This window comes from Paenibacillus sp. FSL H7-0357, assembly GCF_000758525.1.
In the GTDB taxonomy this organism is placed as follows: domain Bacteria; phylum Bacillota; class Bacilli; order Paenibacillales; family Paenibacillaceae; genus Paenibacillus_AQ.
Window position 1 is genome coordinate 262,250 of the sequence record NZ_CP009241.1, and the last position, 24,175, is coordinate 286,424.

General features: G+C 52.2%; 15 protein-coding genes. 12 read left to right on the top strand and 3 right to left on the bottom strand.

The window, feature by feature from the left end:
- Window positions 1–106: 106 nt before the first annotated feature.
- A complete protein-coding gene (locus H70357_RS01250) occupies window positions 107–982 on the bottom strand; it encodes an aldose 1-epimerase family protein (RefSeq protein WP_038584839.1) in 876 nt (291 codons plus the stop codon).
- A 215-nt stretch (window positions 983–1,197) separates the two neighbouring features.
- Between H70357_RS01250 and H70357_RS01255 the strand changes: the two genes are divergently transcribed.
- The 4 genes from H70357_RS01255 to H70357_RS01270 all read left to right on the top strand — a co-directional run bounded on the left by H70357_RS01255 (window position 1,198) and on the right by H70357_RS01270 (window position 6,219).
- Window positions 1,198–2,424 carry a Zn-dependent hydrolase gene (locus H70357_RS01255; RefSeq protein WP_038584842.1) on the top strand — a complete coding sequence of 409 codons (1,227 nt, stop codon included), beginning with the start codon at window positions 1,198–1,200 and terminating at the stop codon, window positions 2,422–2,424.
- A 315-nt stretch (window positions 2,425–2,739) separates the two neighbouring features.
- On the top strand, window positions 2,740–3,873 hold the full coding sequence (gene ald, locus H70357_RS01260) for an alanine dehydrogenase (protein ID WP_038584844.1): 1,134 nt from the start codon (window positions 2,740–2,742) through the stop codon (window positions 3,871–3,873).
- A gap of 245 nt (window positions 3,874–4,118) precedes the next feature.
- Window positions 4,119–5,387 (top strand): PucR family transcriptional regulator, encoded by a 1,269-nt coding sequence (locus H70357_RS01265; protein ID WP_052091746.1) that lies wholly within the window; start codon window positions 4,119–4,121, stop codon window positions 5,385–5,387.
- 109 nt (window positions 5,388–5,496) lie between these two features.
- Window positions 5,497–6,219, top strand: a complete 723-nt coding sequence (locus H70357_RS01270) for a hypothetical protein (RefSeq protein ID WP_038584845.1) — start codon at window positions 5,497–5,499, stop codon at window positions 6,217–6,219.
- A 5-nt stretch (window positions 6,220–6,224) separates the two neighbouring features.
- Here H70357_RS01270 and H70357_RS01275 read toward each other — a convergent pair whose 3' ends face one another.
- Both H70357_RS01275 and H70357_RS01280 read right to left on the bottom strand, forming a co-directional pair.
- The gene (locus H70357_RS01275; protein ID WP_038584848.1) at window positions 6,225–7,850 is read right to left on the bottom strand and encodes a response regulator; all 1,626 of its coding nucleotides are present in this window, start codon (window positions 7,848–7,850) and stop codon (window positions 6,225–6,227) included.
- Window positions 7,825–9,678, bottom strand: a complete 1,854-nt coding sequence (locus tag H70357_RS01280; protein ID WP_038584849.1) for a cache domain-containing sensor histidine kinase — start codon at window positions 9,676–9,678, stop codon at window positions 7,825–7,827. The genes H70357_RS01275 and H70357_RS01280 overlap by 26 nt, the downstream gene beginning before the upstream one ends.
- A 148-nt stretch (window positions 9,679–9,826) precedes the next feature.
- Between H70357_RS01280 and H70357_RS01285 the strand changes: the two genes are divergently transcribed.
- From H70357_RS01285 to H70357_RS01320, 8 genes are all read left to right on the top strand, one after another.
- The gene (locus tag H70357_RS01285; RefSeq protein ID WP_038584851.1) at window positions 9,827–11,293 is read left to right on the top strand and encodes an ABC transporter substrate-binding protein; all 1,467 of its coding nucleotides are present in this window, start codon (window positions 9,827–9,829) and stop codon (window positions 11,291–11,293) included.
- Between the two features lie 400 nt (window positions 11,294–11,693).
- Window positions 11,694–13,799 carry a collagen-like triple helix repeat-containing protein gene (locus H70357_RS01290; protein ID WP_052091747.1) on the top strand — a complete coding sequence of 702 codons (2,106 nt, stop codon included), beginning with the start codon at window positions 11,694–11,696 and terminating at the stop codon, window positions 13,797–13,799.
- A 211-nt stretch (window positions 13,800–14,010) separates the two neighbouring features.
- Window positions 14,011–14,997 (top strand): ABC transporter permease, encoded by a 987-nt coding sequence (locus H70357_RS01295; RefSeq protein ID WP_038584853.1) that lies wholly within the window; start codon window positions 14,011–14,013, stop codon window positions 14,995–14,997.
- Window positions 14,998–15,020: 23 nt separating this feature from the next.
- Complete coding sequence (locus tag H70357_RS01300; protein ID WP_038584856.1) at window positions 15,021–15,914, top strand: carbohydrate ABC transporter permease; 894 nt, start codon at window positions 15,021–15,023, stop codon at window positions 15,912–15,914.
- A gap of 55 nt (window positions 15,915–15,969) precedes the next feature.
- Window positions 15,970–17,520, top strand: coding sequence for an ABC transporter substrate-binding protein (locus H70357_RS01305; protein ID WP_052091748.1), 1,551 nt, complete (start codon window positions 15,970–15,972; stop codon window positions 17,518–17,520).
- Window positions 17,521–17,660: 140 nt separating this feature from the next.
- Window positions 17,661–21,182 (top strand): carbohydrate-binding domain-containing protein, encoded by a 3,522-nt coding sequence (locus tag H70357_RS01310; RefSeq protein ID WP_038584858.1) that lies wholly within the window; start codon window positions 17,661–17,663, stop codon window positions 21,180–21,182.
- 185 nt (window positions 21,183–21,367) lie between these two features.
- A complete protein-coding gene (locus tag H70357_RS01315; protein WP_038584861.1) occupies window positions 21,368–23,095 on the top strand; it encodes a glycoside hydrolase family 3 protein in 1,728 nt (575 codons plus the stop codon).
- Window positions 23,082–24,152, top strand: a complete 1,071-nt coding sequence (locus tag H70357_RS01320; protein ID WP_052091749.1) for a glycoside hydrolase family 88/105 protein — start codon at window positions 23,082–23,084, stop codon at window positions 24,150–24,152. The genes H70357_RS01315 and H70357_RS01320 overlap by 14 nt, the downstream gene beginning before the upstream one ends.
- Window positions 24,153–24,175 lie beyond the last annotated feature (23 nt).

A 24,175-nucleotide genomic window follows, 5' to 3' on the forward strand; every position in this document is an offset into this window, starting at 1 on the left:
TAACGGCCTTCTTTTTTTAAAATATAGAATTTATATGCTTCACGCTATAAATTATCCTTCTATTTCTTGCTGAAAATACGGAAAGGTGTTATGAAGCATGCGGGTATTAATTAATTTCTATCGTCAGGGAGCTGGCGAAATGTTCTCCTGGCGACAGGGTGACAATGCCTTCTTTTTCCGAAAGCTCGCCTTCGAAGACATCCCTGTCTGCGAATCCCTGCCAAGGCTCGATGCAGACAAAAGGTGCATTCAGCGGCTGCCAGATGCCGAGATCCGGGAAGCCTTCGAAGGATACAGCAACGCTTTTTCCGGTAAGTCTGCTTTTCAGCGAGATCTGCCGGGAGGTCACATTCTGGAAAATAAGCGCGCCGTCCTTGAACATTTCATGGGATAATGGAAGGCTGCGCTCTTCCCTCAGCACAGGCTCCGATTTACCGCTGATCCGAAGTCCGGCGTCATTCAGGAACTCCCGGTCGAGGTTTTCGGCCTCGGAGAACTCGAGCACATAGTCGCTGAGGCTTCCGTTCTGATCCAGCGGGCAGTTGAATGCAGGATGTGTGCCGAGCTGGAAGGAAATGTTGCCTCCATCAATGTTCTCCACCCGGTAATCCAGCTTAAGAGTGCTATCGTTCAGCGTGTATGTAATATACAGGTTGAACTGAAACGGATAGCTGGACAGGGTATGCTCGCTGCTGGTGAGAAGGAAGACCGCACGGGACTCGTCCGCTTCAACGACTGTAAATTCGCTGCGTCTGGCAAAGCCGTGGTTGGCAAGCTTATACACTTGTCCACCAACCTTGATCTCTCCGTTCCGGACAGCTCCGATAATCGGGAACAACACCGGAGAACGGCCTGTCCAATAGGCGGCATCGCCGCTCCATATATATTCAGTGCCTGTGTCTTTTCTGGTGAAGCTGACAAGCTCCGCTCCGAGGGTACTGATCTCAGCCTGTGCTGAGCCGCTGCGCAAAATGGTGTTCATAAGATTACTCCCCTTTCACAATGGTTGGCCAGCCCGTCTTCCTTGCTGACAGCTCATATTCTAACAGACTTCCTTAGCGGCGTTGTAACACATCGTGAACAATTCAGAAAAATAATTATTACAGTGTGTAAAATGACAATCTGACGCAATGGTATAACATATATAGAAAGCAATGAATCTGTATAAGTATGCGTTCAAAATGGAGGGATAGGCCCATGCAGCTTAAGCAAATATTCGTGAACGGTGAGAGATTGAAGGATACGATTGAGGCCTTTGCCGATTTTGGGCGTACGGACAGTAACGGAGTTACCCGGTTGTCGTTGTCGGAGCAGGATGTGAAGGTGCGGAATTACTTCGCTGCGTGTTGTGAAGAGCTGGGTATGTCGGTCAAAGTGGATGATATGGGCAACATGTACGCCACGCTCGCAGGAACGGAAGCGGGGCCGCCTGTGGTGATTGGCTCGCATCTGGACACGGTCAAGAAGGGCGGCCGCTTCGATGGTGTGCTTGGCGTCATAGCCGGCCTGGAAGTGGTGCGGACCCTGGTTGACCATGGCATCAAGCCCCGGCTGCCGGTGACGGTGATGAATTTCACCAATGAGGAGGGTGCACGCTTTGAGCCTTCGATGATGGCCTCCGGCGTATTGTCCGGGAAGTTCGGCAAGACGGAAATGCTGAAGAAAAAGGACCCGGAGGGGGTGACCTTCGGAGAGGCATTGGAAGCGAGCAGCTATGCGGGAGAGGCTGCGAACCGGATCAAGGAAGCGGCTGCATATTTGGAGCTGCATATCGAGCAGGGACCTGTGCTGGAGAGAGAAAATCTCGCCATTGGCCTGGTCGACTGTGTCGTAGGCATGGCCTGCTATGAGATTGAAGTGACGGGTGAATCGGATCACGCCGGAACTACGCCGATGGATATGCGCAAGGATGCCTTGTTTGCCGCCACCGACCTGATTGCGGAGCTGCGGAGCAAGCTGGGTGTGCTGGATTCGGAGCTAGTCTATACGATGGGCAGAATGAACGTGCTGCCTAATATTCATACGGTCATTCCTAATAAGGTGATTTTTACCGTCGAGGCTAGACATAAGGATATGGATATTGTTCGTGAGGTTGAGCATATTATAGGCGGCCTGCCCGAAGAGCTGCTGGAGTGTTCGGTGTCCAAGACCAAGCTATGGGGACGCGATACCGTGTGGTTCGATCCGGAGATCTGCGCTTTGACTCAGCAGGCAGCATCGAGGCTGGGTTACAGCAGTAAAAAGATGGCCAGCGGAGCAGGGCATGACGCGCAGTTTGTGGCCGGATTTCTGCCATCGGCAATGATTTTTGTGCCCAGCGTGAACGGGAAAAGCCACTGCGAAGAAGAGCTTACCTCCTATGAAGATTGCGAAAAAGGAGTGAATGTTGTACTGGAAACGGTACTGGCTGTATTATCTAAGTAACTAATGTCATTAAACATAACATTAAATTTGGATTTCTCTTAAATCCATCCTATGACCGGCATGTTACCCATCTTCTTATCAAAATAATTCAGTACGAAAGACACCTGAGCTGGTGTCTTTTTTTGTGCGCGGTATTCCCCGGTTTGCTATATACACCAATGCTTTGGTAAAATGATCAACGGGTGTCCATCACCTCCATTGTGTAAAAACACAATCATGGCAGATAAAGTTTTTATTTTTCACCAAATTGTCTTAAGAAATCAGATGTTATAATTCTTTACATAAGAGAAACGCATAAGATGGGAGCGATTAAAGATGATTATTGGTGTACCCAAAGAGATTAAAAACAATGAGAACCGCGTAGCCATTACCCCTGCCGGAGTAGTCAGCCTGGTAGCCGAAGGACATAAAGTGCTGGTGGAAGCCGGAGCTGGAGCAGGCAGCGGATTTCTGAATGAAGAATATGCTTCCGCCGGAGCGGAGCTGATCACCGAAGCTTCTGCCGTATGGGCAGCCGCCGAGATGGTGATGAAGGTGAAAGAACCGCTGGAAAGCGAATATGGCTACTTCCGCCCGGGCCTCATCCTTTTCACTTATTTGCACCTTGCCCCGGAACCGTCCCTCGCCGCCGCATTGAAAGATAGAGGCGTCTTCGCCATCGGCTATGAGACAGTTGTCCATGAGCGCACCTTGCCGCTGCTTACGCCAATGAGTGAAGTGGCCGGACGGATGTCCGTGCAGCTCGGAGCACAATTTCTGCAAAAGAACTACGGCGGACAAGGCATTCTGCTATCTGGTGTTCCCGGCGTCAGCAGAGGCAAGGTCAGCATTATCGGCGGTGGGGTAGTCGGCACAAACGCAGCCAAAATGGCGATTGGCCTGGGCGCGGAAGTGACGATTGTTGACCTCAGCGCGGACAGACTCCGCCAGCTGGACGATATCTTCGGCGCACAGATTAATACGCTAATCTCCAATCCTTACAACATTGCCAAGGCGGTTGCTGAAGCGGACCTGCTGGTTGGCGCAGTGCTGATCCCGGGTGCGAAAGCTCCGAAGCTGGTCACTGAAGAAATGGTAAAGTCGATGAAGGTGGGCTCGGTCATTGTTGACGTGGCGATTGACCAAGGCGGTATCGTTGAAACCATCGACCGGGTCACCACACATGATAATCCGGTATTTGAGAAATATGGCGTACTGCACTATTCGGTAGCAAATATGCCGGGCGCTGTAGCCAAAACCTCAACGATTGCATTAACCAATGTTACAGTTCCTTATGCGCTGCAAATTGCCAATAAAGGGGTATTCCAGGCGATTGAGGACGATGCCGGCCTGAAGAGCGGTGTCAACGTGGCCAATGGAAAGATCACCTGCCAGGCCGTGGCGGAAGCCCTCGGGGAAGAGTACTTTACGGTAGAGAAAGCATTAGAACAAGAGTTCACTCTGATCTAGTATATAGAACCGAAAAAAGAGCAGAAGGTTAATCTTAAGCAGTCCGGTGAAATTTCCGGGCTGTTTTTGTTGCCGGGTTTGGGCAGGAAATCAAGAATTTGAGGGGAGTTAGCGATACGCTCATCATTTACTTTAGGACATGTTAGGTTTTCTTTCATCACCCTATAGTCAGCCGCTGCCCGGAGTACTATAATGTAATCACTCTATAGCGAAAATTCGGCTATTCTTCAGGTTGGGGTGGGAATATGACAGATTCAGAGCCAATATTTGACCGTTTTTTTGACAGCATGGAATCCCTGGCGGATACCCTCAGCGAATCCCTTCAGTCCCAGGTAACGATTGAAGACAGCAACCACCATGTCATCGGCTACAGCTCCCATGAGTTTGAAAGCGACCCGGCCCGCATCTCCACCATTATCGGCAAACGTGTTCCGAACACAGTCATTATTGGCCTCCGGAAAAAAGGCGTGATGCATCAGCTGGAGAACGCCGCACATCCTATCCGTATTCCGGCGGTTATGGAGGTTGGGCTGGGGCCCCGGCTTGCTATGTGCATCAAACACCAGCAGGAAATTCTCGGTTATATCTGGGTTGTGGACCGGGGCAATCTGGCCTCAGGCCATGCGGAGAGCATCGTGGAGAAGGCTGCCGGCATCGCCGGGCGTTATCTGCTGAAGCAGCGCGGATGGAAGATGAAGCAGGACAAGACACATGAAGATTTCTTCTGGAAGCTGCTGACCTCGCACTATGAAAATGAGCCGCGCATCCGTCAGGAAGCGGAGAACGGGTCGATCCTGTTGCCGGAAAGCTATTATATTGGTGTGCTGGAGAGCAACCGGGTGATCGACGAGCATTTTCTGCTGAGGTTTCGCCAGATGATGGACACCTATGCCGGGCAGCGCCTGCTGTTTTTGACGGCGGAGCAGAACCGGCTGATTATTTTGTTTTCGTTTCTTTTTCCGGTAGAAGGGACAGAGAGGCTGGCTTCATTCGTGCACAAGCTGATCCGCGATATGGGCAAAAGCGAAAGCTGTACGCTAGCGGCAGGCTGCAGTCCGGGATACCGGGAATATACCTCGGCAGCTGTCGCCTACCGGGAGGCACTGTCCATTCTGGAGCTTAAAAAGCTGCTGCCCTATCATGCCCGCGAGCTGCTGCTGTATGAGGAAATCGGCTTCTGGGCGTATATTCCGGCCATTATGGAGCAGAAACGCAGCATGACCCGCCGAAGTGCACTGCTGTATCCGCTGAAGGAGCATGACCGTGAACACAAAAGCGATTTTCTCAAAACGATCGCCGTCTACTTGTCGTTGAACGGCAATCTGAAGGCGTCTGCCGCATTTCTGCATATCCATACCAACACATTAATGTACCGGCTGAACCGGATCGCCGAGATTACGGGCAAAAGCCTCAAGGAGACCGATTACCGGACCTCCATCTATCTGGATATTCTGACCGAAGAGACCGCACGGGTGAACCGCTGGTTTCTGGAGGAAGCCGGCAGCTCCGAATAAAGTGCCTGAAGTTTATCTCGATAATTTTCAGCTGCCCCGCACCAACCGATGTCCCGACACGTACAATAACCTATATTTTGTGAACTTAAGATGAAAGGGGCAGTGCAGAATGGGGATTGGATATGGACCCGGAGATCCGTCTTTTGAACGGAGCATGCGGGCGGGAATTATCGCGGCGGCGGAATCCATGAATGACGGCGGAACTGACTTTTCCAACTTTAAGAACTCCCGCTGCAATCCAAGGTATTGGACCCGTACGGACAACGGCGGATTTCAGTTGAAGGAAGGTGTCGCACCCTCGGCGGCAATCAATGATATTTTTGAGAACGGATCTCTCTATGCATTCGAATGCGCGATGGCTATGGTGATGATTCTTTATAAAGCGACGATCGGGGCGATCGGGGACGCCGCCTTTGACCGGCATTTCGGAGACATCTTCCTGTGGGACTGGAATTATGACAGCAATCTGCAGATGATTACTACCTTCGAGAAGTCTGATATGCTGCCGGGAGATGTGGTCTATTTCAAGAATCCCGACCATAACCCGGATAAGCCGGAATGGCAGGGGGAGAATGCGATCATGCTTGGGGATGACCGCTACTACGGGCATGGGCTGGGCATCAAAAGCTCGGCGCAAATGATTGCCGCACTCAACCGGCACAGAGTGCCGGGAAGCCGGATTTCTGCTTATTTTACCGACGAGGCGCTGCATCCCAACTTTGCCTATATTAGTGGATTAGCGATGAGGGCGGCTGTCCCTACGCCGGAGAACAAGGGTGCCAGAAACACCATTTTCTCCAGGATAGGTGTGAAATCCTATATTTATAAATAGCCGGATTACGGCGTCTCTTCCTGGTCGGACCGGTATTTGAGCGGGTGGACGCCCACGGTTTTCTTGAACACGGTGCTGAAATAATGGGGGTTCTCATAGCCTACCCTTTCGGAAATTTCCATCACTTTCAGATCTGTAGTCTGCAGCAGCTCTTTGGCTTTGCTCATACGGATCTTGGTGATGTAGTCCGTGATCGTTTCACCGGTTTCTTTTTTGAAGATCAGGCTAATATAGTTGGGGGTCAGAAAGACCTCCTCTGCAATCCTGGAGATGGACAGCTCCTGGGCATACCCCTCCTGCACGATACTCCGGATTTTGTTGATGGCTCTGCTGTTCTTTGAGGTGTTTTTGCCTGCCACATATGCGCTTAGATCATGAAAAAGAGAGAGTATATAGCTTTTGAGTCCGGCAATATTTTTCTGGATATAGAGTGTATCCATGATGGTAATCCGGTCATTCAGCACCCGTTCGATTTCCTCATCAATTTCATACAGGGCTCTTGCAGAAGTAAAGATGATCTCCGCACAGATGCTCTGTACATAACCGATTTGCAGCTTGGGCCCTTCAAGCATGGTGAACAGGGTTTCCAGCAGCTCCATTACTTTGTCCGTATGGCCTGCCTTGAGCTCATTCATTAGCTGGGCATGGAATTTATAAAAAAAAGTGCTCTGCAGCGTTTCCGTATCGGGCTGAATATCCTTGATATGGAGAATGGAGGCATGGCCGGTATAAAATTTGTAAGCCAGCGCGGCCAGCGCATCTTTATAGGAGTTCTCGATTTGTCCGGCGAGCATACAGGTTCTGCCGATGCCAATCGAGGCGTCAAGACGCAGATACTCTTTGATACTGGCGATAATCTGCTCGCAAAGGCTTGAGATGGAGTCTGATGCAGGCTCCTCCCCCGGACAAAAGATCATAATAAACTCATTCTCGCTGGCTACAAAGCCGATTCCGCAGGGGTGGCTGTTCAGACACTCGCTCATAATATTCTGGATGGAGAAATAGAGCAGCTGCTTATACTCCTCCGTGAATTTGTCTACTGCCGCCCCGTAATCGTCAAGCTGTAATACGCCTACCGTCAGTGGGTCTTCTCGTTTAAAAGGAAGGGCGAAGTAGTCGATCTTCTCCCAAATCTCCCCTTCATTGCGGTATAGTCCGGCGATCAGGTTCTGCAGGAATTTCTCGCGGATCAGCGGCATATTGTCGTGCAGCTGCTTCTTCAACTGATTCAAATTCAGCTGGTTATCTCTTTCGTGGTGAATCCGGGCAATGACTTTATGAAAGATGTCTTTGACTTCGCCCAGTTTAACCGGCTTTAGAATATAGCCTTCGGCATTAACCTTCATCGCACTTTGGGCATAGGAGAAATCCTGCGCGCCGCTGATGATGATGATTTTGGTTGGACAACCGGCGGCCTTCAGCTTCTCGGCGACCTGAAGGCCGTTCAGAAAGGGCATCATAATATCGGTGAACAGAATATCTGGAGTATGCTTCATACATAATTCATAGGCCTCCTCGCCGTCTGCCGCCTCACCGATGACCTCAAGACCGAACTCCTCCTGCCACTTGAACCCGTGGATCAGACTGCGGCGGATAAACGGCTCGTCATCCGCTATGATCATCGTCAACATCTTCAATCACCTCATCCCAAGTAGTAACGACCGGAAACCGGATCATAGCCAGTAGGCCTGCCTGATCTTCGGTGTTGGCATAATAACGGATGCCGTAGGACTCGCCAAAAAACTGCTGGATTCTCATATGCACATTGCGGATGCCATAAGACTGGTTGCCTTGCTGATCGGTAAGCAGCTGGTTCAGCCTCTCCGGGTCCGCCCCTACGCCATCGTCAAAAACTGATATGCAAAGGACATCATGTAAAGAGTCCACCCTTATGCGGATTGTACCTTTCCCCCGCCGCTGCTGGATCCCGTGAATAATCGCATTTTCTACGAGCGGCTGGATACTCAGCTTCACTACGAGGCATTCCTCCAGCAGCCGGGGGTCGGCTTTCTCCAGCTCATAGGCGAGCTTATCCTGAAAGCGGAATTGCTGGATTTCCAGATAGCTCTCCACCTGCTTCAGTTCATCCCGCAGCGGGATGATGTTCCTCCCCTTGCTGAGGCTGTACCTGAAGAAGTCGGATAAGGAGGTCACCATATGGCTGATCTCGGGGACATCATGATTGATGGCCAGCCAGTTGATCGAATCCAGGGTGTTATAAAGAAAATGGGGATTGATCTGGGCCTGCAATGTTTTTAGTTCGGCTTCTTTCTTGCGCAGCTCAGTGACATAGAGCTTGTCGATCAGTGCCTTGATTTGCTGCAGCAGCTTGTTATAACGGTTGAACAGATAGGAAAATTCGTCCTTGCGCCGGTAGCGGATAATGATGTTGAAATTACCGCTTTCGGCATGTGACATTGACTGGATAAATTTGCGTATAGGAGCAGAGATATTCTCCGACAGCAGCAGAGCCATCATCAGGGATACCAGCATGCATATGCCGATAACGACATACATCACCCGCCGGAACGAGGCCAATTCTCCATTCAGTTCGCTTATGGGCGAGATGGAAAGAATGGTCCAGCCGGTGGCTTTTATTTTTTTGTAGCTCACGAGCATATTTTCGCCCTGAATCACATGATCGAAGGAATGAAAGATGCCGGGGTCTGCGGGTTCGGCAGCCATTTTTCCGTAATAATCCTGTGTGCTGATGTTCTGCCCGATCAGGGTCTCCTCGGGGCTGATGGCAATGGTTCCAGTCTGGTCTGCAATATAAATCCTGCTGCCCGTCGTTGGCTTGTAGTGCTCCAGCAGTGTGCCGAATTCTGTCACGGGAATATCGATGGTGAGCAGCCCGACATAAGGCAGCTGGGCATGCCGTATGCCAAACAGACGCTTGGCGAATTTAAGCGTAAACCGGGAGTCCAGTGAGCTTAGGCCGACGACGGTGAAATCGGATCTGGCCGGTATGCCGAGATACCATGGCTTCAGTGAAATCTGGTCGATATTAAAGACCCGTCTGGAGAAGTTGTATTGGGTATATTCCGGGCGGTTCAGCATATACAGCATAGGGACAAAGCTGCTTCCCGAGGTCCCGTTTGCAGGGAAGTTCTCCAGCATTTTGTTCAGGGCAGCCAACTCATTGATAATGCCGGTGCTGTCGGTAGGCCGGTTGGAAGAGATCAAATCTGCGAATTCGGTATTGAGGTAAAGGGAGACCATGGAATTGTTGGCGCTCTCGAAGCGCTGTGCCAGATTATCCTGTACAAGATTAAGATTGTTCTCAATCGATGTATTGACATTTCGGGTGATGATATCCGCCGATTTATTGTAAACGGTAATGGAGATGATCGTAGTCGGGAGAAGGACAAGGAAGAGAAAGTAGAGGATGAGCCGGCTGCGGATGCTGAAATTGTACAGGAAGAGGGTTTTGGAAAGAGTATCAAATAGTTTTTTCATTTGAATCCTCCTCTGGCCCTGTGAATATTCTTTGCTTGCCATTTAACGGATATTATTGGAATATATTAAATACTGAACGAGTTTAACCCAATAGTTGGTATCCATTGTAAAACGCGATAAGTCTTGATGTCAACGCAGGAGGTGCACGGTGAAACGAATCCTCTTCCTTGGAATTGCCTTGGTCCTTTGCGGGCTTGTGGCCTATGCCATCGCTTATGACCGTCCGCTGCTGGTTGATTTCGCTTCCGAGCCTGCGCCTGAGGCAGTCCCGGTTACCCAGATCAGAATTGCACTATATGACTGGACGGAGAACCTGGAAGTGAAGAATGCGATCCATCAATACAATAAGAGTAATCCGGACCATATTGAGATTATAATCATGAATCTTTCAACGGATGTCTATGGGGATACACTGAACATGCTGATGACATCAGGCCAAGGGCCGGATGTGTTCAGCGTCGATAATGGCTGGCTGGCAACGTATGTGGAGAAGGGGTATCTGGCCGAATTATCTTCTTTTCTGAATCCCGGCGATTTAGACAGGTTCCCGGTTTGGGCGAGAGACTTTGCGGACAGTTCGCTGTATAAGGGCGGTATTTATTTTATGCCCTCCAGTATTGAGACGGTACGGTTGATTTACAACAAGCAGCTGTTCCGCAATGCCGGTCTTGATCCGGAGCAGCCGCCCGTTACGTTTGCGGATATGGAGCGGTTCGCCGGGAAGATCAGCCAGGCTGGGGTCGGCGTTAATAAATACGGATTTGGCCTCCCGGCGGGAGACAGCCAGTATAGTCTGCAGACGGGACTTGAGATGTCAAGTACCTACAGCGGGACTTATCTTTATAATTACCGCACCGGCCGTTATGATCTGAGCGGTTATGCCCCATGGCTGCAGATGCTGCTGGATATGAAGGCACAGGGCAGCCTGTATCCGGGAGAAACCCTGCTGAAGCGCAACAGTGCCTTGCGGCAGTTCGCCGATGGCAATATCGGGATGATGTATGTAACGAGCAAAGATTATGTGAAATTGCAGGAATATATGCCAAAGGATGACTGGGCAGTGGCTTTGCCGCCGGTAACATCAGCAGCCCAAAAGGGGGCCGGAGCTTTGATGATGATTCCACATTCTCCGCTCGTTGTGAACAGTGCAGCTTCTAACCGTGAGGCGGCGGTGAAGGTCTGGGAATTTCTGCAATCGAAGGAGTTTTTGACGATTTTATTCAAGCAGGCACTGGCGCTGCCGGTGGTTGACGGCATTCTGGAGCTCCCCAACATGGCTCCGGGGCTGGGGCATTTCTCGGAATTTTATCCTACCGCAGAAGATTCAATATATCCGCTCTCCCCGCAAATCATGGACCAATATGATCCGAATACGGTTTCGATCGAACCGCGGGACTCGGGCGACCGTCCGCGGATGCAGCTGTACCTGCAGATCCTCTCCGGGGAGAAGGAGCTGAAAGAGGCGCTGCGCAGCGAGACGCAGCGGCTGAACCGGATGCTGGATATCGCGGCTACCGGGTATTCTTTTAAGCATGAGGAGTATATTTATCCCGAGTTCAACCCTAAAGATCCGCTGAAGGGTGACAGTCTGGAGAATCTGTTAAGTGAGGATTAGGATGGATAGAGTAAGCTGCTGACAGAGTACACAGCAGGCCGGAATGTATGTGAACTGAAAATGTGCTGTATTGCGATAAGAGACTGTGCTAAAGCCGACTGGGGCTGCGGAACAGTCTCTTTGTGGTTTCAACCGGCAGCGCCGGAAGTCCTTATAGGCGGCTTTGGACGGACACCTGTTTCGGCGGAATGCCAAGCCCTGTTTATGAAGAGTGCAGCTTACGTCCACACCGTCAGGAGAGGGCCGGAATATTAGTATATAAATCACTCAGTATGCGCTGGATTGAATAGTCCAAGCCATAAAATTATTGGGCTGCGAGACCGGCGTATTTCTGGGAGAAGGGGGAAGCAGCGGCAGGTAGTCAGGGTGGGAAACTTATTTTATAAGGAGTGGTAGAGTAATGGTTTTATTGTCTACAGGACCGATAGAAAATAACTTGGTTGGCGGTGTGAGACCGACTCAGCGGGTTACCGTCAGAGTTGATAACCGCAGCGATGTCCAGGCTTCCACAGTGTCTGTTCAGGGTTATTACATGCTTGGTGGAGTGCGGAATCTGTATGTTAGCGAATCTATCAACGTTGCTGCAAACCAAGTGATAACTACTAGCTACTATGCTGATTTGGATGCTTTTGAATTCATTTTCATTACCCCAAGTGAAAACCCGGCGGATGATCCGATCCAGGTTTCGTTGTGGGGGAAAAACAGTGCCGGCCAATTAGTGACCGCGCACCGGCTGGTATTCGCTGAGCTGTCGGGAGGATTTGCAGGAATAACCGGAGCGACCGGGCCTGCCGGTGCGACAGGAGCTACTGGTGCCCCTGGTGCAACAGGAGCAACGGGCGCTGGCGAGACTGGGGCAACGGGTGCCACAGGGCTACCAGGAACAACCGGAGCTACCGGCGCAACAGGAGCAACGGGCGCGGGTGAGACTGGCGCGACTGGGGCAACTGGTGCGACAGGTGAGGCTGGAGAAGCTGGCGTAACAGGGGCAACGGGAGCGACAGGAGTTACCGGGGTAACTGGTGCGACAGGTGAGGCTGGAGAAGCCGGCGTAACAGGGGCAACAGGGGTAACCGGAGCAACGGGAGCGACGGGTGCCGGTGAGACTGGTGCAACGGGTGAGGCTGGAGCTACCGGAGAGACTGGAGCGACAGGGCTACCAGGAGCAACCGGAGCTACCGGCGCAACAGGAGCAACGGGCGCGGGTGAGACTGGCGCGACTGGGGCAACTGGTGCGACAGGTGAGGCTGGAGAAGCTGGCGTAACAGGGGCAACAGGGGTGACTGGAGCTACTGGGGTAACGGGAGCGACCGGAGCCACCGGGGTAACTGGTGCGACAGGTGAGGCTGGAGAAGCTGGCGTAACAGGGGCAACAGGGGCAACAGGGGTAACCGGAGCAACGGGAGCGACAGGAGTTACCGGAGAGACTGGAGCGACTGGTGTAACAGGACCGACAGGGGTAACGGGAGCAACCGGAGCAACTGGTGAGGCTGGAGCTGCTGGCGTAACAGGGGCAACAGGGGTGACTGGAGCAACAGGTGCGACAGGGGTAACAGGAGCAACGGGTGAAGCTGGAGCTGCTGGGGTAACGGGAGCGACCGGAGCCACCGGAGTAACTGGTGAGACTGGAGCGACCGGAGTAACCGGAGAGACTGGAGCGACGGGGGTAACGGGAGCAACAGGTGTTACCGGAGAGACTGGAGCGACAGGGGTAACGGGAGCAACCGGAGCAACGGGTGAGGCTGGAGCTGCTGGCGTAACAGGGGCAACAGGGGTAACCGGAGCAACGGGTGCGACTGGTGCAACGGGTGAGGCTGGAGCTGCTGGGGTAACGGGAGCGACCGGAGCCACCGGAGAGACTGGAGCGACAGGGGTAACAGGAGCAACCGGAGTTACCGGAGAGACTGGAGCGACGGGGGTAACGGGAGCGACTGGTGTAACAGGAGCAACCGGCGTAACTGGAGCAACAGGAGTCACAGGTGAGACCGGAGCTACCGGTGTAACAGGAGCAACGGGAGCGGGTGTTGCAACTGAAGGCTTCTCGGCGTTGCTGCCGGCACTTTCGGTTACGACAAGTACCCAGCTCACAGGCTGGACTGTGGCGTCGCCATATTATGATAGTCCAACATTCAATGAAACTACAGGAAACTATACCATACCGGCAACAGGCAGATATTCCATTGAAGCGACTGTCAATTATTCTACAACTGCAGCAATTTCGGTAGCTTTGGGCGCAGGAGTCGATCCGGCCTTTGTGGTACGGAGAACCTCGCCTGTAACAACAGATTTGGTAAGCGGGTTATTTCCGCTGCTGAATGTAAACATTGCACTTGTGTTGTCGCTCCGCACGATATTAGGTAACGGTACAGTAACCTTGGCAGGAGAATTCGAGTTGACGGCAGGCGATGTGATCGGCCTGTTCTATGAATCCGATGGGTTGACAGTTCCTTTGGATCTGGGCAGCACATCTTCAGGCATTGTGTGGTCTGTTCACAGACTCACTTAAGAATATCTATTTTGCAGTATTCACAAAAGAGTGGCCCAGTAGGCTGCTCTTTTTTGCATGTGTGGTTTTTCAAGCCCTCTCTTTTTCTACACAAAAGACTGTAGGATTTCGAACTTTTATTATAGATCACCTTATTTAGAAGCCGCCGCTCTCCGGCTAAACTTAAGTCATGGAAGAGAGAGACTGCTTAAGGAATCAGGAGGCGGAAGTGATGATTACTCATGAGAAGAGGAGCGCGATCAACACTGGACAAAGCTCACCGGTCCGGCCGGGAGCCAAAAAAGGGTCCGTATTTAAGCATTTGCTGAAACATAAGGTGCTGCTGCTGATGCTGCTGCCCGGTTTGATCTTTCTGCTCATCAACAATTATTTGCCGATGTTCGGAATCATCATTGCATTCAAGAATATCAACTATGTTGATGGGATCCTGAGAAGCCCGTGGGTGGGGATGGATAATTTCAAATTTCTGTTCGCGACCTCGGACGCATGGATTATTACCCGAAACACGGTGCTGTACAATTTCGTGTTTATTATTCTCAATCTGGTCATTGCGGTTTCGATTGCGATTGCCCTGAACGAGCTGAGAAATAAGCTGGCCGCGAAATTTTATCAGAGTATAATGTTTTTTCCTTATTTTTTATCTATGGTCGTTGTAAGTTATCTGGTGTTCGCCTTTCTGAATGTTGAATACGGTTTCATTAATAAAGGTGTCTTGTCCCTGTTTGGATTGAATGAAATCAACTGGTATTCGGAGCCGAAATACTGGCCGTTTATTCTGCCATTGATTAACCTCTGGAAGGGTGTGGGCTACGGCTGTGTCATTTATCTTGCGGCCATCATCGGCATTGATTCCGAATACTATGAGGCAGCTCTGATCGACGGCGCCAGCAAGTGGAAGCAGATTCTTCATATCACAATTCCGCTCATCCGGCCGGTCATTATCATCACGACCATCCTGGCGATCGGCGGCATCTTCCGCTCTGACTTCGGGCTGTTCTACCAGACCACACTAAACTCCGGGGCGCTGTATCCGACAACGCTGGTCATTGATACCTATGTATACAACGCGCTTATCAATATGGGCAATCTGGGCATGTCCGCAGCGGCAGGCTTATACCAATCGGTGGTCGGCTTCTTCCTGGTCCTGGGCTCGAACTGGATCGTGCGCAAGGTCGATAAAGACCAGGCCGTTTTCTAAATTTGTGAGAGGAGGGAGAAGCTGTGACCAATAACGAAATATCCAAAGTAACGAATATGATACTCCATATTATTTTTATCATCCTGACGATAGCCTGTCTCTTGCCGATTGTGCTGGTCTTTATGATCTCGATTACCGACTATGATTATATTGTGCTCAACGGTTATCAATTTTTCCCGGAAAAGCTTAGTCTGGAGGCGTATGCCTATATCTTTAAGGATTACACGATCATTGCAAAAGCCTACGGCGTATCCATCTTTGTGACGGTAGTTGGTACACTGCTCAGCGTATTTATCTCTTCACTCTATGCGTACCCGATCTCACGGACGGATTTCAAATATCGCGGCTTCTTCGCCTTTCTGATCTTCTTCACGATGCTGTTCGGCGGGGGGCTGGTGCCGTGGTACATGGTGTACACCCAGGTGCTGGATCTGAAAAACTCCATATGGTCCTTGATCATCCCGATGCTGCTGTCTCCTTTTAACGTGCTGATTATGAAAACCTACTTCCAGATGTCTGTGCCGCCTGCGCTGATTGAAGCCTCCAAAATTGACGGTGCCGGCGAGCTAAGAACCTTCTTTCGAATTGTGTTCCCGCTCTCCCTGCCGGTCTTTGCCACCATTGGATTGTTCAACACCCTGCATTACTGGAATGACTGGTTTAACAGCATGATTTTTATTACCGATACCAAGCTCTATTCCCTGCAATACCTGATGTATAAAATGATCTCGCAGGCGGATTATCTGAGCCGCAACAGCGCCTTGATTCAAGGCTCGGCCACAGAACTGGCCAAATTGCCGGGAGAAACCATCCGCATGGCGATGGCGCTGATCGGAATCGGTCCGATTGTGCTGGCGTATCCGTTCTTCCAGCGCTATTTCATCAAGGGTTTAACGCTCGGGTCCATTAAAGGCTAACCTCGGAATTCACCGATTTAGCATATATTTTCAAGTCAAAGGGAGGAAAAGAGTAATGACAGGTAAAAGAGGCACGGGTCTACTGCTTTCACTTGTACTTATGATTGGAATGACACTCAGCGGGTGCTCGGGGAATAATAATAACAATAAAACCGCCGCCCCCGAGAAAACCGCGGAAAGCACAGCAGCCCCAGCCGCCACTGAAACTGCCAAAGCAACCGAAGCAACTGAAACAACGAATGAGCTGGAGCAGGTGGAGCTGTCCCTGTATCTCCCGGGCGGTCCGGATAAGGATGTAGCATCTGTTGAGCAAGCCATCAATGCTTATTTGAAGGATAAAATTAATGCCACGATCAAGATTAACCAGCTGAGCTGGGATAAACCGGCGGATAAAGTGAATCTGATGATCCAATCCGGTGAAGTATTCGACATGGTCTTTACCTGGAACTTCATGACCAATGCTGCCAAAGGTGCGTATCTGCCGCTGGAAGAGCTGCTGGATAAATACGCCAAAGAAACCAAGGCACAGATCAACCCCGCTTATCTGCAGGCGGCTACTGTAAACGGACATTTGTATGCGGTTCCAACGGAAAAAGAGCTGGGCCAATCGGTAGGGTTCGCTTTTGACAAGGCGATTGTCGACAAGTACGGCTTCGATGTCAACAGCATCACCAAACTGGAGGATATTGAGCCGATGCTGAAGACCATTAAAGAGAAGGAGCCGACCATGTCGCCGCTGTTCATGAACCATACAGACAGCCTAAACTGGTTCACGGTGTATCCGGAAAGTGAAGATCTGGACGGAAGCAATGAAATTCCAACACTGCTTGATTACAAAACCATGAAGGTGTTCAACGAATATGACACTCCTGAAATTGTGGAAAGACTTAAGCTGATCCGCAAGTGGTATCAAGCCGGATACATTAACAAGAACGGGGCCACTGACAAGACTGAGCTTAAGGATGCGGTGAAAAGCGGCAAAGCCTGGTTCGTGTACGGCAATATGAATCCTACATCCACCAACGACTGGACCCGGCTCGCTGAGAAACCGATGATCATCAAAACGCTGCTTCCGGTTCAAGTAAGCACCAAAAGCTTGCAGGGCTCGATGCTCGCCATCTCCAGAACATCGAAGAATCCGGAACGCGCTATGATGTTTATGAACCTGATTCATACAGATCCTGTCCTCTACAACTTGCTTACCTTCGGTATTGAAGGCAAACACTACAACAAGGTTGGCGAGAACACTGTTGATTTCATTGCGGACAGCGGCTACAACTCCGTATCCTCCTGGATGATCGGGAACGTGCTGCTGAACTACCTGAACAAGAATGAAGACCCGAAACGAGTGCAGCTCTACACGGACTGGAACAAGAACTCCAAAGTTTCGCCGGTTATCGGATTTGTATTTGATTCGACGAAGGTGCAATCGCAGATTGGGGCACTGATCAATATTACGAAGCAGTATAAGAATACCTTGTACTCCGGGGAGCAAGATCCGGAGCCTATCCTCAAAGAAATGAACAGCAAGCTGAAGGCTGCAGGACTGGAAGCTGTGATTAACGAGATTCAAGCGCAAATGGATGCATTTTTGGCCGCCAAATAAGGAGCCGCAGCAGTAGCAGACCCGATATCCGGCAAACAGCCTGGCCGTAATGGCCGTTTGCCCGGATTTCGGGTATTCATATTCGCCTAGCCAGCACTTGGGGTGCCCCGAATCTACCTTATTAGAAGAGGGTGTTTATTGTGCGAATTCAAAAAAACATTGCTTTACTGCTCATTCTGGCGTTGATGCTGATGACCTTCTGGATACCGGATGGGTCAATGGGTTTGGCATCGGCCGCTGCTAAAGATGAAATTGCTACAAGTCAGGTGATTGGACAACAGGCTGATTCACAAGAAGCGGCCGCGGATTCCGTACACAATAGCACGGTGACTGCATCAACCTATGAACCTCCGATGACCTTGTTATGGCAGGTCGGCGATTCGGATAATAGCTCCGCAGAATTTACTGTCTTTAACAATGTCTACAGCAAAACTCTCCAAGTCCCCGTACCCCCGGGCCACTGGGATAACGTCCCCAAGGGCATGAAGGCCGATGCCAACGGATTCATGAATCTTTCCTTCCATTTGAGCCAGGTCCCAGAATATGGAGTCCAGTTTAGCCTCAAAGTTATCGATGCAAGCACAGCTATTCCCCAGCTTGCTGTATTTACAAACGGTCTCATGAGCGGGCTTATTCAGATCACCGGCCTGAATGACGGTGAGAAGACGCTGGAGAATACCTGGAAACAAACCTACAGGCTATACATTCCCAAGGAACAGCTGAAGACCGGGCGAAATGCAGTCCGGCTAATCGTGGATCGCGGATTGTACGCGGATCCGCAGGCTCCCGGTTATGACGGAGACAAATATTTATGGTTCGAGTGGGATTACTTCAAGCTGGAGTCACTGAATGCACCGGCTGTCGAGCCGATCCATGGACGGTATGTCCATCTGGGAAGTACAATTGCCGCGGCAACCTTCAAATACGACGAGCATGCGATCCGCCATTTAGGGCCTATGGCCAAGTGGATGGGCATTGCCTACAGCGGCAACTGGATGCGGGCCTCTTTCTGGTCTGACACCAGCGCTGGCTGGGACCCGCAGGGGCGAAACTACCTGGCAACGCTGCGTGATCTGAACCTTGAGCCGATGGTCAACATCATCGGAGGCAACTGGAGGAATAACAGCGAGCTAAGCAGCGGCACAGTCCCGGCAGCACTCCGGAGTTATTACACTAACTTTGTCAGCAAGTTCGGTGATTTGTACCAGTATGCCGAAACCGGTAATGAACCGGGGCTGTTCGGCTGGGCCCAGAAAGCCGTGGTAGCCACGCATGAGCTGATGGATGAAGAACGGGCAACGAACAGTCAGCCCTATCTCAAGATTGTTGCGCCGGGTTGGGCGTATTGGCCTTATAACGGCATCCCTGACGGCTGGGAGCGGGATGCGGAGCAGCGCAGGGAGATCGAGGAGCTGTCCGATGTGACGAATGGGCACAGCTATGGCGGAACGGGAGTCCAGCCGCTGCCGGGCGGCAGCCTGTATGAGAATCTGCGGGTCTATGGCGACGCGGATGACGGCTTCGGCAAAGAGATGGCGATGAGCGAAACAGGCACCAATGACAACCATTCCGACAACACGAAGTATGGAACCTATGCCTACAGGTTCGCCGCTGCTTTTGACCGGGAGATGCGCGGAAATATTGGATATGTAGACCATATTATGCAGCATGCGGCGTTCTTTAACGACGGCACTGAATTTGGGTTGTTTGCTTCCGGCATCAATTGGAATACGCACCGTTATGAAGATACAGTTGCGGTACCGGCCAATAGCAGCGAGGCAGGAGAGACGCGGCTGAAGACATTCCGCAGGCTGGCTGCCGCGTACGCTACCCATGGCCGTCCGCTGAGCTACGAGGTGCTGAATACATGTGGATGCAGCTCGAACATGAAAAAGGTATACTTCCGCGCGGTAGATACATCGGCACTGGGTACCTCGGCTATCGGGGCGAAATCGGATAAAATCCTGCTGAACTTCGTCAATTTCGAGAAAAAGCCGATGACGATGAAGGTTCGGGTAACGATGCCTGGCAGCGGGCAATATGCCGGAGAAGTGTTCGGAGCGGGCAATTCCTATGCTGCCGCACATTCCACCGTGCAGCTTACGGCAACGCCGCATATCACCCTCACGGTTACCCTGGGAGCCGGCGAAACGGTCCAGTATATTCTGGATAAGCTGGAGACAGAAGCGCCATCTGTACCCGGAAGTCCTGCAGCGGTGGCGCTCAGCCATGAGCAGATCAAGGTGACCTGGAATGCCTCAACCGATAATGATGCGGTAGTCAGCTACAACGTGTACCGTGACGGCGGGGTTACTCCGGTGATGACGGTTCCGGGCCGGATAACCTTTTTCAGCGACTATAGTGTGGCCCCGGAAACGCAGTACAGCTACAGGGTTCAAGCCGTGGATGACTTCGGCAATATTTCGGCATTAAGCTCAGCCGTATCGGCAACTACATCAGCCATGCCGATCACGCCGCATGTCCCGGGAGATCCCACCAAGTTTGAAGCGGAAGCTGCCTCCTTTGCCCTGCCTCTGCGAATCGGCAACAACAGCAGTGCATCGGGAGGAAAGGTTGTGGAGCAGACCCATGGCGGCGGCATTTCGATTCAGGGATTGTATTCGGAATTGGGCGGAAGCTATACCCTGACTATTGCATACGCTTCCAATCAGGACTCGAAGAAAAATATCGTCGTGAATGGACAAAGGCTGTCCACGGTTACCTTGCCTTCAACGGGCAGCTGGAACAGCAACATTACTGCCAGACAGTTCGGCGTTACGCTTCAGCCGGGCTATAACACGATCAGCTTCACTTCCGCTGGCAACGGAGCGAATCTCGATTATTTCAAGCTGGAGGAAGGGCTTTATGTTCCGGTGTCCGCCTGGTACACGGTAGAGCATGACCATGCCTACATTGACTATACCGGGTTTGAAACGGCGCCGAACGGGGTGTCCCATGTAACCTACTCACCGGATTCGTCGGCGGTGTTTAACTTTAACGGAATCGGTGTCCGCTGGAGATCGGATATTAAGAGCAATATGGGCAGCGCGGATGTGTACGTCGACGGGCAATATAAGGAGACCGTTGTCATTCCCCAGGCCGGGCTGGAAGGCGAAAACAAGATCGTCTATGAGCTGACGGGTCTGGACTATGGGCTGCACCGGATCGAGGTCGTCCATAACACCGGAACGATAATGGTCCACGGCTTCGAGTTCGAGGGCTATGAGTCTACACTCCCGGCTCCGATGGCGGATCTAACCGTCACGGAGGTCGGCTGGAATATCGTAAACAGCGACGGCACACCTTCCAGTCATGTGACCCCCGAGCTGGGTGATTCCTTAATCTTCTGGGCCAAGGTTAAAAATATCGGCGTGCGTCCTACCCCGCTGAACACTTCCACCGGGCTGGGACAGATTACAGGCGGTGCCTTCTCCGTCAACGGCGGGGTCGTATCCTGGTCGGACACCAATAACACGGTCATCCAGCCGGGCGAGGAGATTACCCTTACGGCCAACAGCAGTGCCCAGGGAACGCCAAGGTGGACAGTGCCGACCATCGGAAACTTCACTATCAGCTTTTTTGTCAACGATATCTGGCGATATGAGGAGATGAACAAGGAGAATAACAAGTTAAACAAGACCCTTCAAATCAGCCTGAATTGACCGAAGGATCGGCCAGCCTCCCCCCGCAGCTTTGGATCACGAAGCTGCGGGATTTTTCAGTTTGCTAATTGTAGAAGATTCTAGATGTTTATAGAATTTTGAACTTATTTTGTAGTTGCCTTTATTTAGAGTGGCGCCGGGTTTCGTTACACTGGGGTTAGAAACTACCGGGAGGAATCGTGACCATGCGAAAGGCATTAGCTAAGGAAGAGCGGGACTGGGTAGAGCGCACCTTACGATCCATGAGCCTGCGTGAAAAGATCGGGCAGACGATGCAGGATCATGCGGGCAGGCTGCCATTCCAAGGGATGGACGAAGGGACTATAAGGGCGTATTTGGAGAAATATCCGGTGGGCAGCTTCTTTATCGGCGGAGAGGTGATTCAAAAGGCTGCCGGAAAAGCGGAGGAATACCGCGAGTGGGTGGAGCTGCTTCAGAAGGTCAGCAAATATCCGCTGCTGTTCTCGGGCGACCTGGAGTTCGGGGCTGGCTCTGCAGTCAAAAGCTTAACCGCTTTTCCTCCGCTGCTTGCGCTTGCCGCAGCAGATGATGAAGCGCTGGCCTACGAGTACGGCAAGTATACAGCAATCGAAGGACGTGCGGCCGGGTTTACCTGGGCGCTGGCGCCAGGTACGGATCTTTTGCTGAACTGGATGAATCCGGTGATTACGACCCGCTGTCTGGGTGATGATGCGGAGCGGGCACTGCGCCTGTCCAGCGCCGTGATGCGGGGAATGCAGGATTACGGTATTGCCGCTTGTGCCAAGCATTTTCCGGGAGACGGGGTGGATTACAGGGATCAGCATATCATTACCACCATCAACGGTTTGTCCGAAGAGGAATGGTTCGCCACTTATGGCCGGGTGTCCCAGCAGATGATTGATCAGGGCGTGATGTCGTATATGACAGGACATATCGCCCTTCCCTGGCTGGAGGCGAATGTGCAGGGGAATAAGCCTGTTCCGGCTACAGTCTCGGCACGCATTACAACGGAGCTTCTGCGGAACCGCATGGGGTTTGAGGGAGTTGTCCTGTCGGATGCGCTGGATATGGGCGGATTTCTGGCCTGGGGCGATTATGAGACGCGGATCGTGGATTGTTTCAACTGCGGGACCGATGTGCTGCTGTGGCCGGGTGTGAACTATTTTGAAGTCATGGAACGGGCAGTCGCCAGCGGCAAGGTAACGATGGAACGGCTGGACGCAAGTGTCCGGCGGGTTCTGGAGATGAAGGCAGAGCTGGGTATGCAGCATCTGGATGCCGAGGGCCGGGATCACTCCGCTGCGCCGCTGCTGAATGACAAATTGCATCCTGAGCTGGACCGGGAGGCTAGAGAACTAAGCACGACACTCGCCGGGCGGTGTATTACGCTGGTCCGCAACCGGAGAAATCTCCTGCCCCTGAATCCGCAGACGACCCGCAGAGTTCTCGTCATTATGCTGAACAAAGTGACAGAGGGACGCAAATATGACCGCATGGAGCTGTTTGTCGGGCACTTGAAGGCCAGAGGGCTGCAGGTGGATATTCTGGATGAATTCGAACCGCTGAATACGCTGCAGAAGTGGGAACAATCCGGGATTCGCTGGGATGCTGCGTTTACGCCTTATTTTCTGCCGCTCCACGGCATGATGAACACGGCTCGTCCAGTGGGGGAAGCGGCCAAGGCGATCTGGGCGATGCAGCATGCGGAGACGATCCACCCGATCGGGATCTCTTTTGCCACGCCGTACCTGCTCCGGGATATACCGTTTCTCGACACGCTGGTAAATGCGTATTCACTGCATGAAGATACGGTGGCGTTGACAGTTAAGGCGTTGTTCGGGGAGATTCCGTTTCAAGGGGGATCACCGGTGCAGGCAGATCCTGAGGGAATGAACACCCTTCCAAGGGGGCTTCAGCATGCCCGATACTAAGCAGTTATTGGAGGGAAAGCTGGATCTGCTGTTCGAATGCATGATTTCCCCCCGGCACCAGGGAAATTGGGGAATGGACATGGATCACTGGGACTGGGTCCCCGGGGTCGGACTGATTTCCATACTGGATTATGGAACGGCTGGCGGACAGGACAAGGCCATGAATTACCTGCTGCAATGGGTGGAGCGGAATAAGCAGAAGGCAGAAGGCGTGAAAGTCATTAATTCCATGGCTCCTTATGCTGTGTTCCCCGAATTGTTCCGGCGGACTGGGGATAAATGGTTTCTGCACAAAGCGCAGGAAACCGCCGCCTGGATGCTGGAGGATGCACCGAGGACCCGGGAAGGCGCGCTGGAGCATACCGTCACTGAAGCGGCCCTGTTCCCTGAGCAGGTATGGGCAGATACGGTATATATGGCTGTGCTTTTTCTGGCGCGGCTCGCCAGTCTGACCGGAGACCGCGGCATGGCCGAGGCTGCGCTGCAGCAGACTCTGCTTCATCTGCGACTGCTGCAGGACCCGGAGACGGGCCTGCTGTTCCACGGCTGGAACTGCCGGGAGGGCAGCCATATGTCGGCTGTCCGCTGGGCGCGGGCCAACGCCTGGATTACCCTTGCTGTCCCGCAAATTGTAGCCGGGATCAAGGGACTTGTACCGGTCCCCGAAGAGCTGTACAGCCGCTATTCGGAGCTTGCTTCAGCGCTGAGGTCCTGCCAGGGCACAGGCGGACTCTGGCATACGGTGCTCGACAGGCCGGACTATTACCAGGAAACATCGGGAAGCGCGGGCATCGCCTGCGGCTTCATTCAGGCAGTCAGGCACGGTATGCTCGAACCTTCTTATCTCGGCAGCGCCCGGGTCACCCTTGAAGGCATCCTCCCGCTTATCCAGGATAACGGTGAAGTGCAGGGTGTGTCGGGAGGCACCCCCGTCATGCCGTCGGAGGAGGCGTATAACGAAATTGCGCTGTACCCGTCGCTGTACGGGCAGGGGCTGGTCATGCAATTGCTGGCGCAGGCACTGAATCTGGATCTGAATTTGGATCTGGGTCAGTGATCCGGCCTTGGCCCAGTAGGATC

Bases quoted from the DNA above. Each gene is read 5' to 3' on its own strand.
- H70357_RS01250 (WP_038584839.1), bottom strand. From the start codon at position 982: ATGAACACCATTTTGCGCAGCGGCTCAGCACAGGCTGAGATCAGTACC.
- H70357_RS01255 (WP_038584842.1), top strand. From the start codon at position 1,198: ATGCAGCTTAAGCAAATATTCGTGAACGGTGAGAGATTGAAGGATACG.
- ald (WP_038584844.1), top strand. From the start codon at position 2,740: ATGATTATTGGTGTACCCAAAGAGATTAAAAACAATGAGAACCGCGTA.
- H70357_RS01265 (WP_052091746.1), top strand. From the start codon at position 4,119: ATGACAGATTCAGAGCCAATATTTGACCGTTTTTTTGACAGCATGGAA.
- H70357_RS01270 (WP_038584845.1), top strand. From the start codon at position 5,497: ATGGGGATTGGATATGGACCCGGAGATCCGTCTTTTGAACGGAGCATG.
- H70357_RS01275 (WP_038584848.1), bottom strand. From the start codon at position 7,850: ATGTTGACGATGATCATAGCGGATGACGAGCCGTTTATCCGCCGCAGT.
- H70357_RS01280 (WP_038584849.1), bottom strand. From the start codon at position 9,678: ATGAAAAAACTATTTGATACTCTTTCCAAAACCCTCTTCCTGTACAAT.
- H70357_RS01290 (WP_052091747.1), top strand. From the start codon at position 11,694: ATGGTTTTATTGTCTACAGGACCGATAGAAAATAACTTGGTTGGCGGT.
- H70357_RS01295 (WP_038584853.1), top strand. From the start codon at position 14,011: ATGATTACTCATGAGAAGAGGAGCGCGATCAACACTGGACAAAGCTCA.
- H70357_RS01305 (WP_052091748.1), top strand. From the start codon at position 15,970: ATGACAGGTAAAAGAGGCACGGGTCTACTGCTTTCACTTGTACTTATG.
- H70357_RS01315 (WP_038584861.1), top strand. From the start codon at position 21,368: ATGCGAAAGGCATTAGCTAAGGAAGAGCGGGACTGGGTAGAGCGCACC.
- H70357_RS01320 (WP_052091749.1), top strand. From the start codon at position 23,082: ATGCCCGATACTAAGCAGTTATTGGAGGGAAAGCTGGATCTGCTGTTC.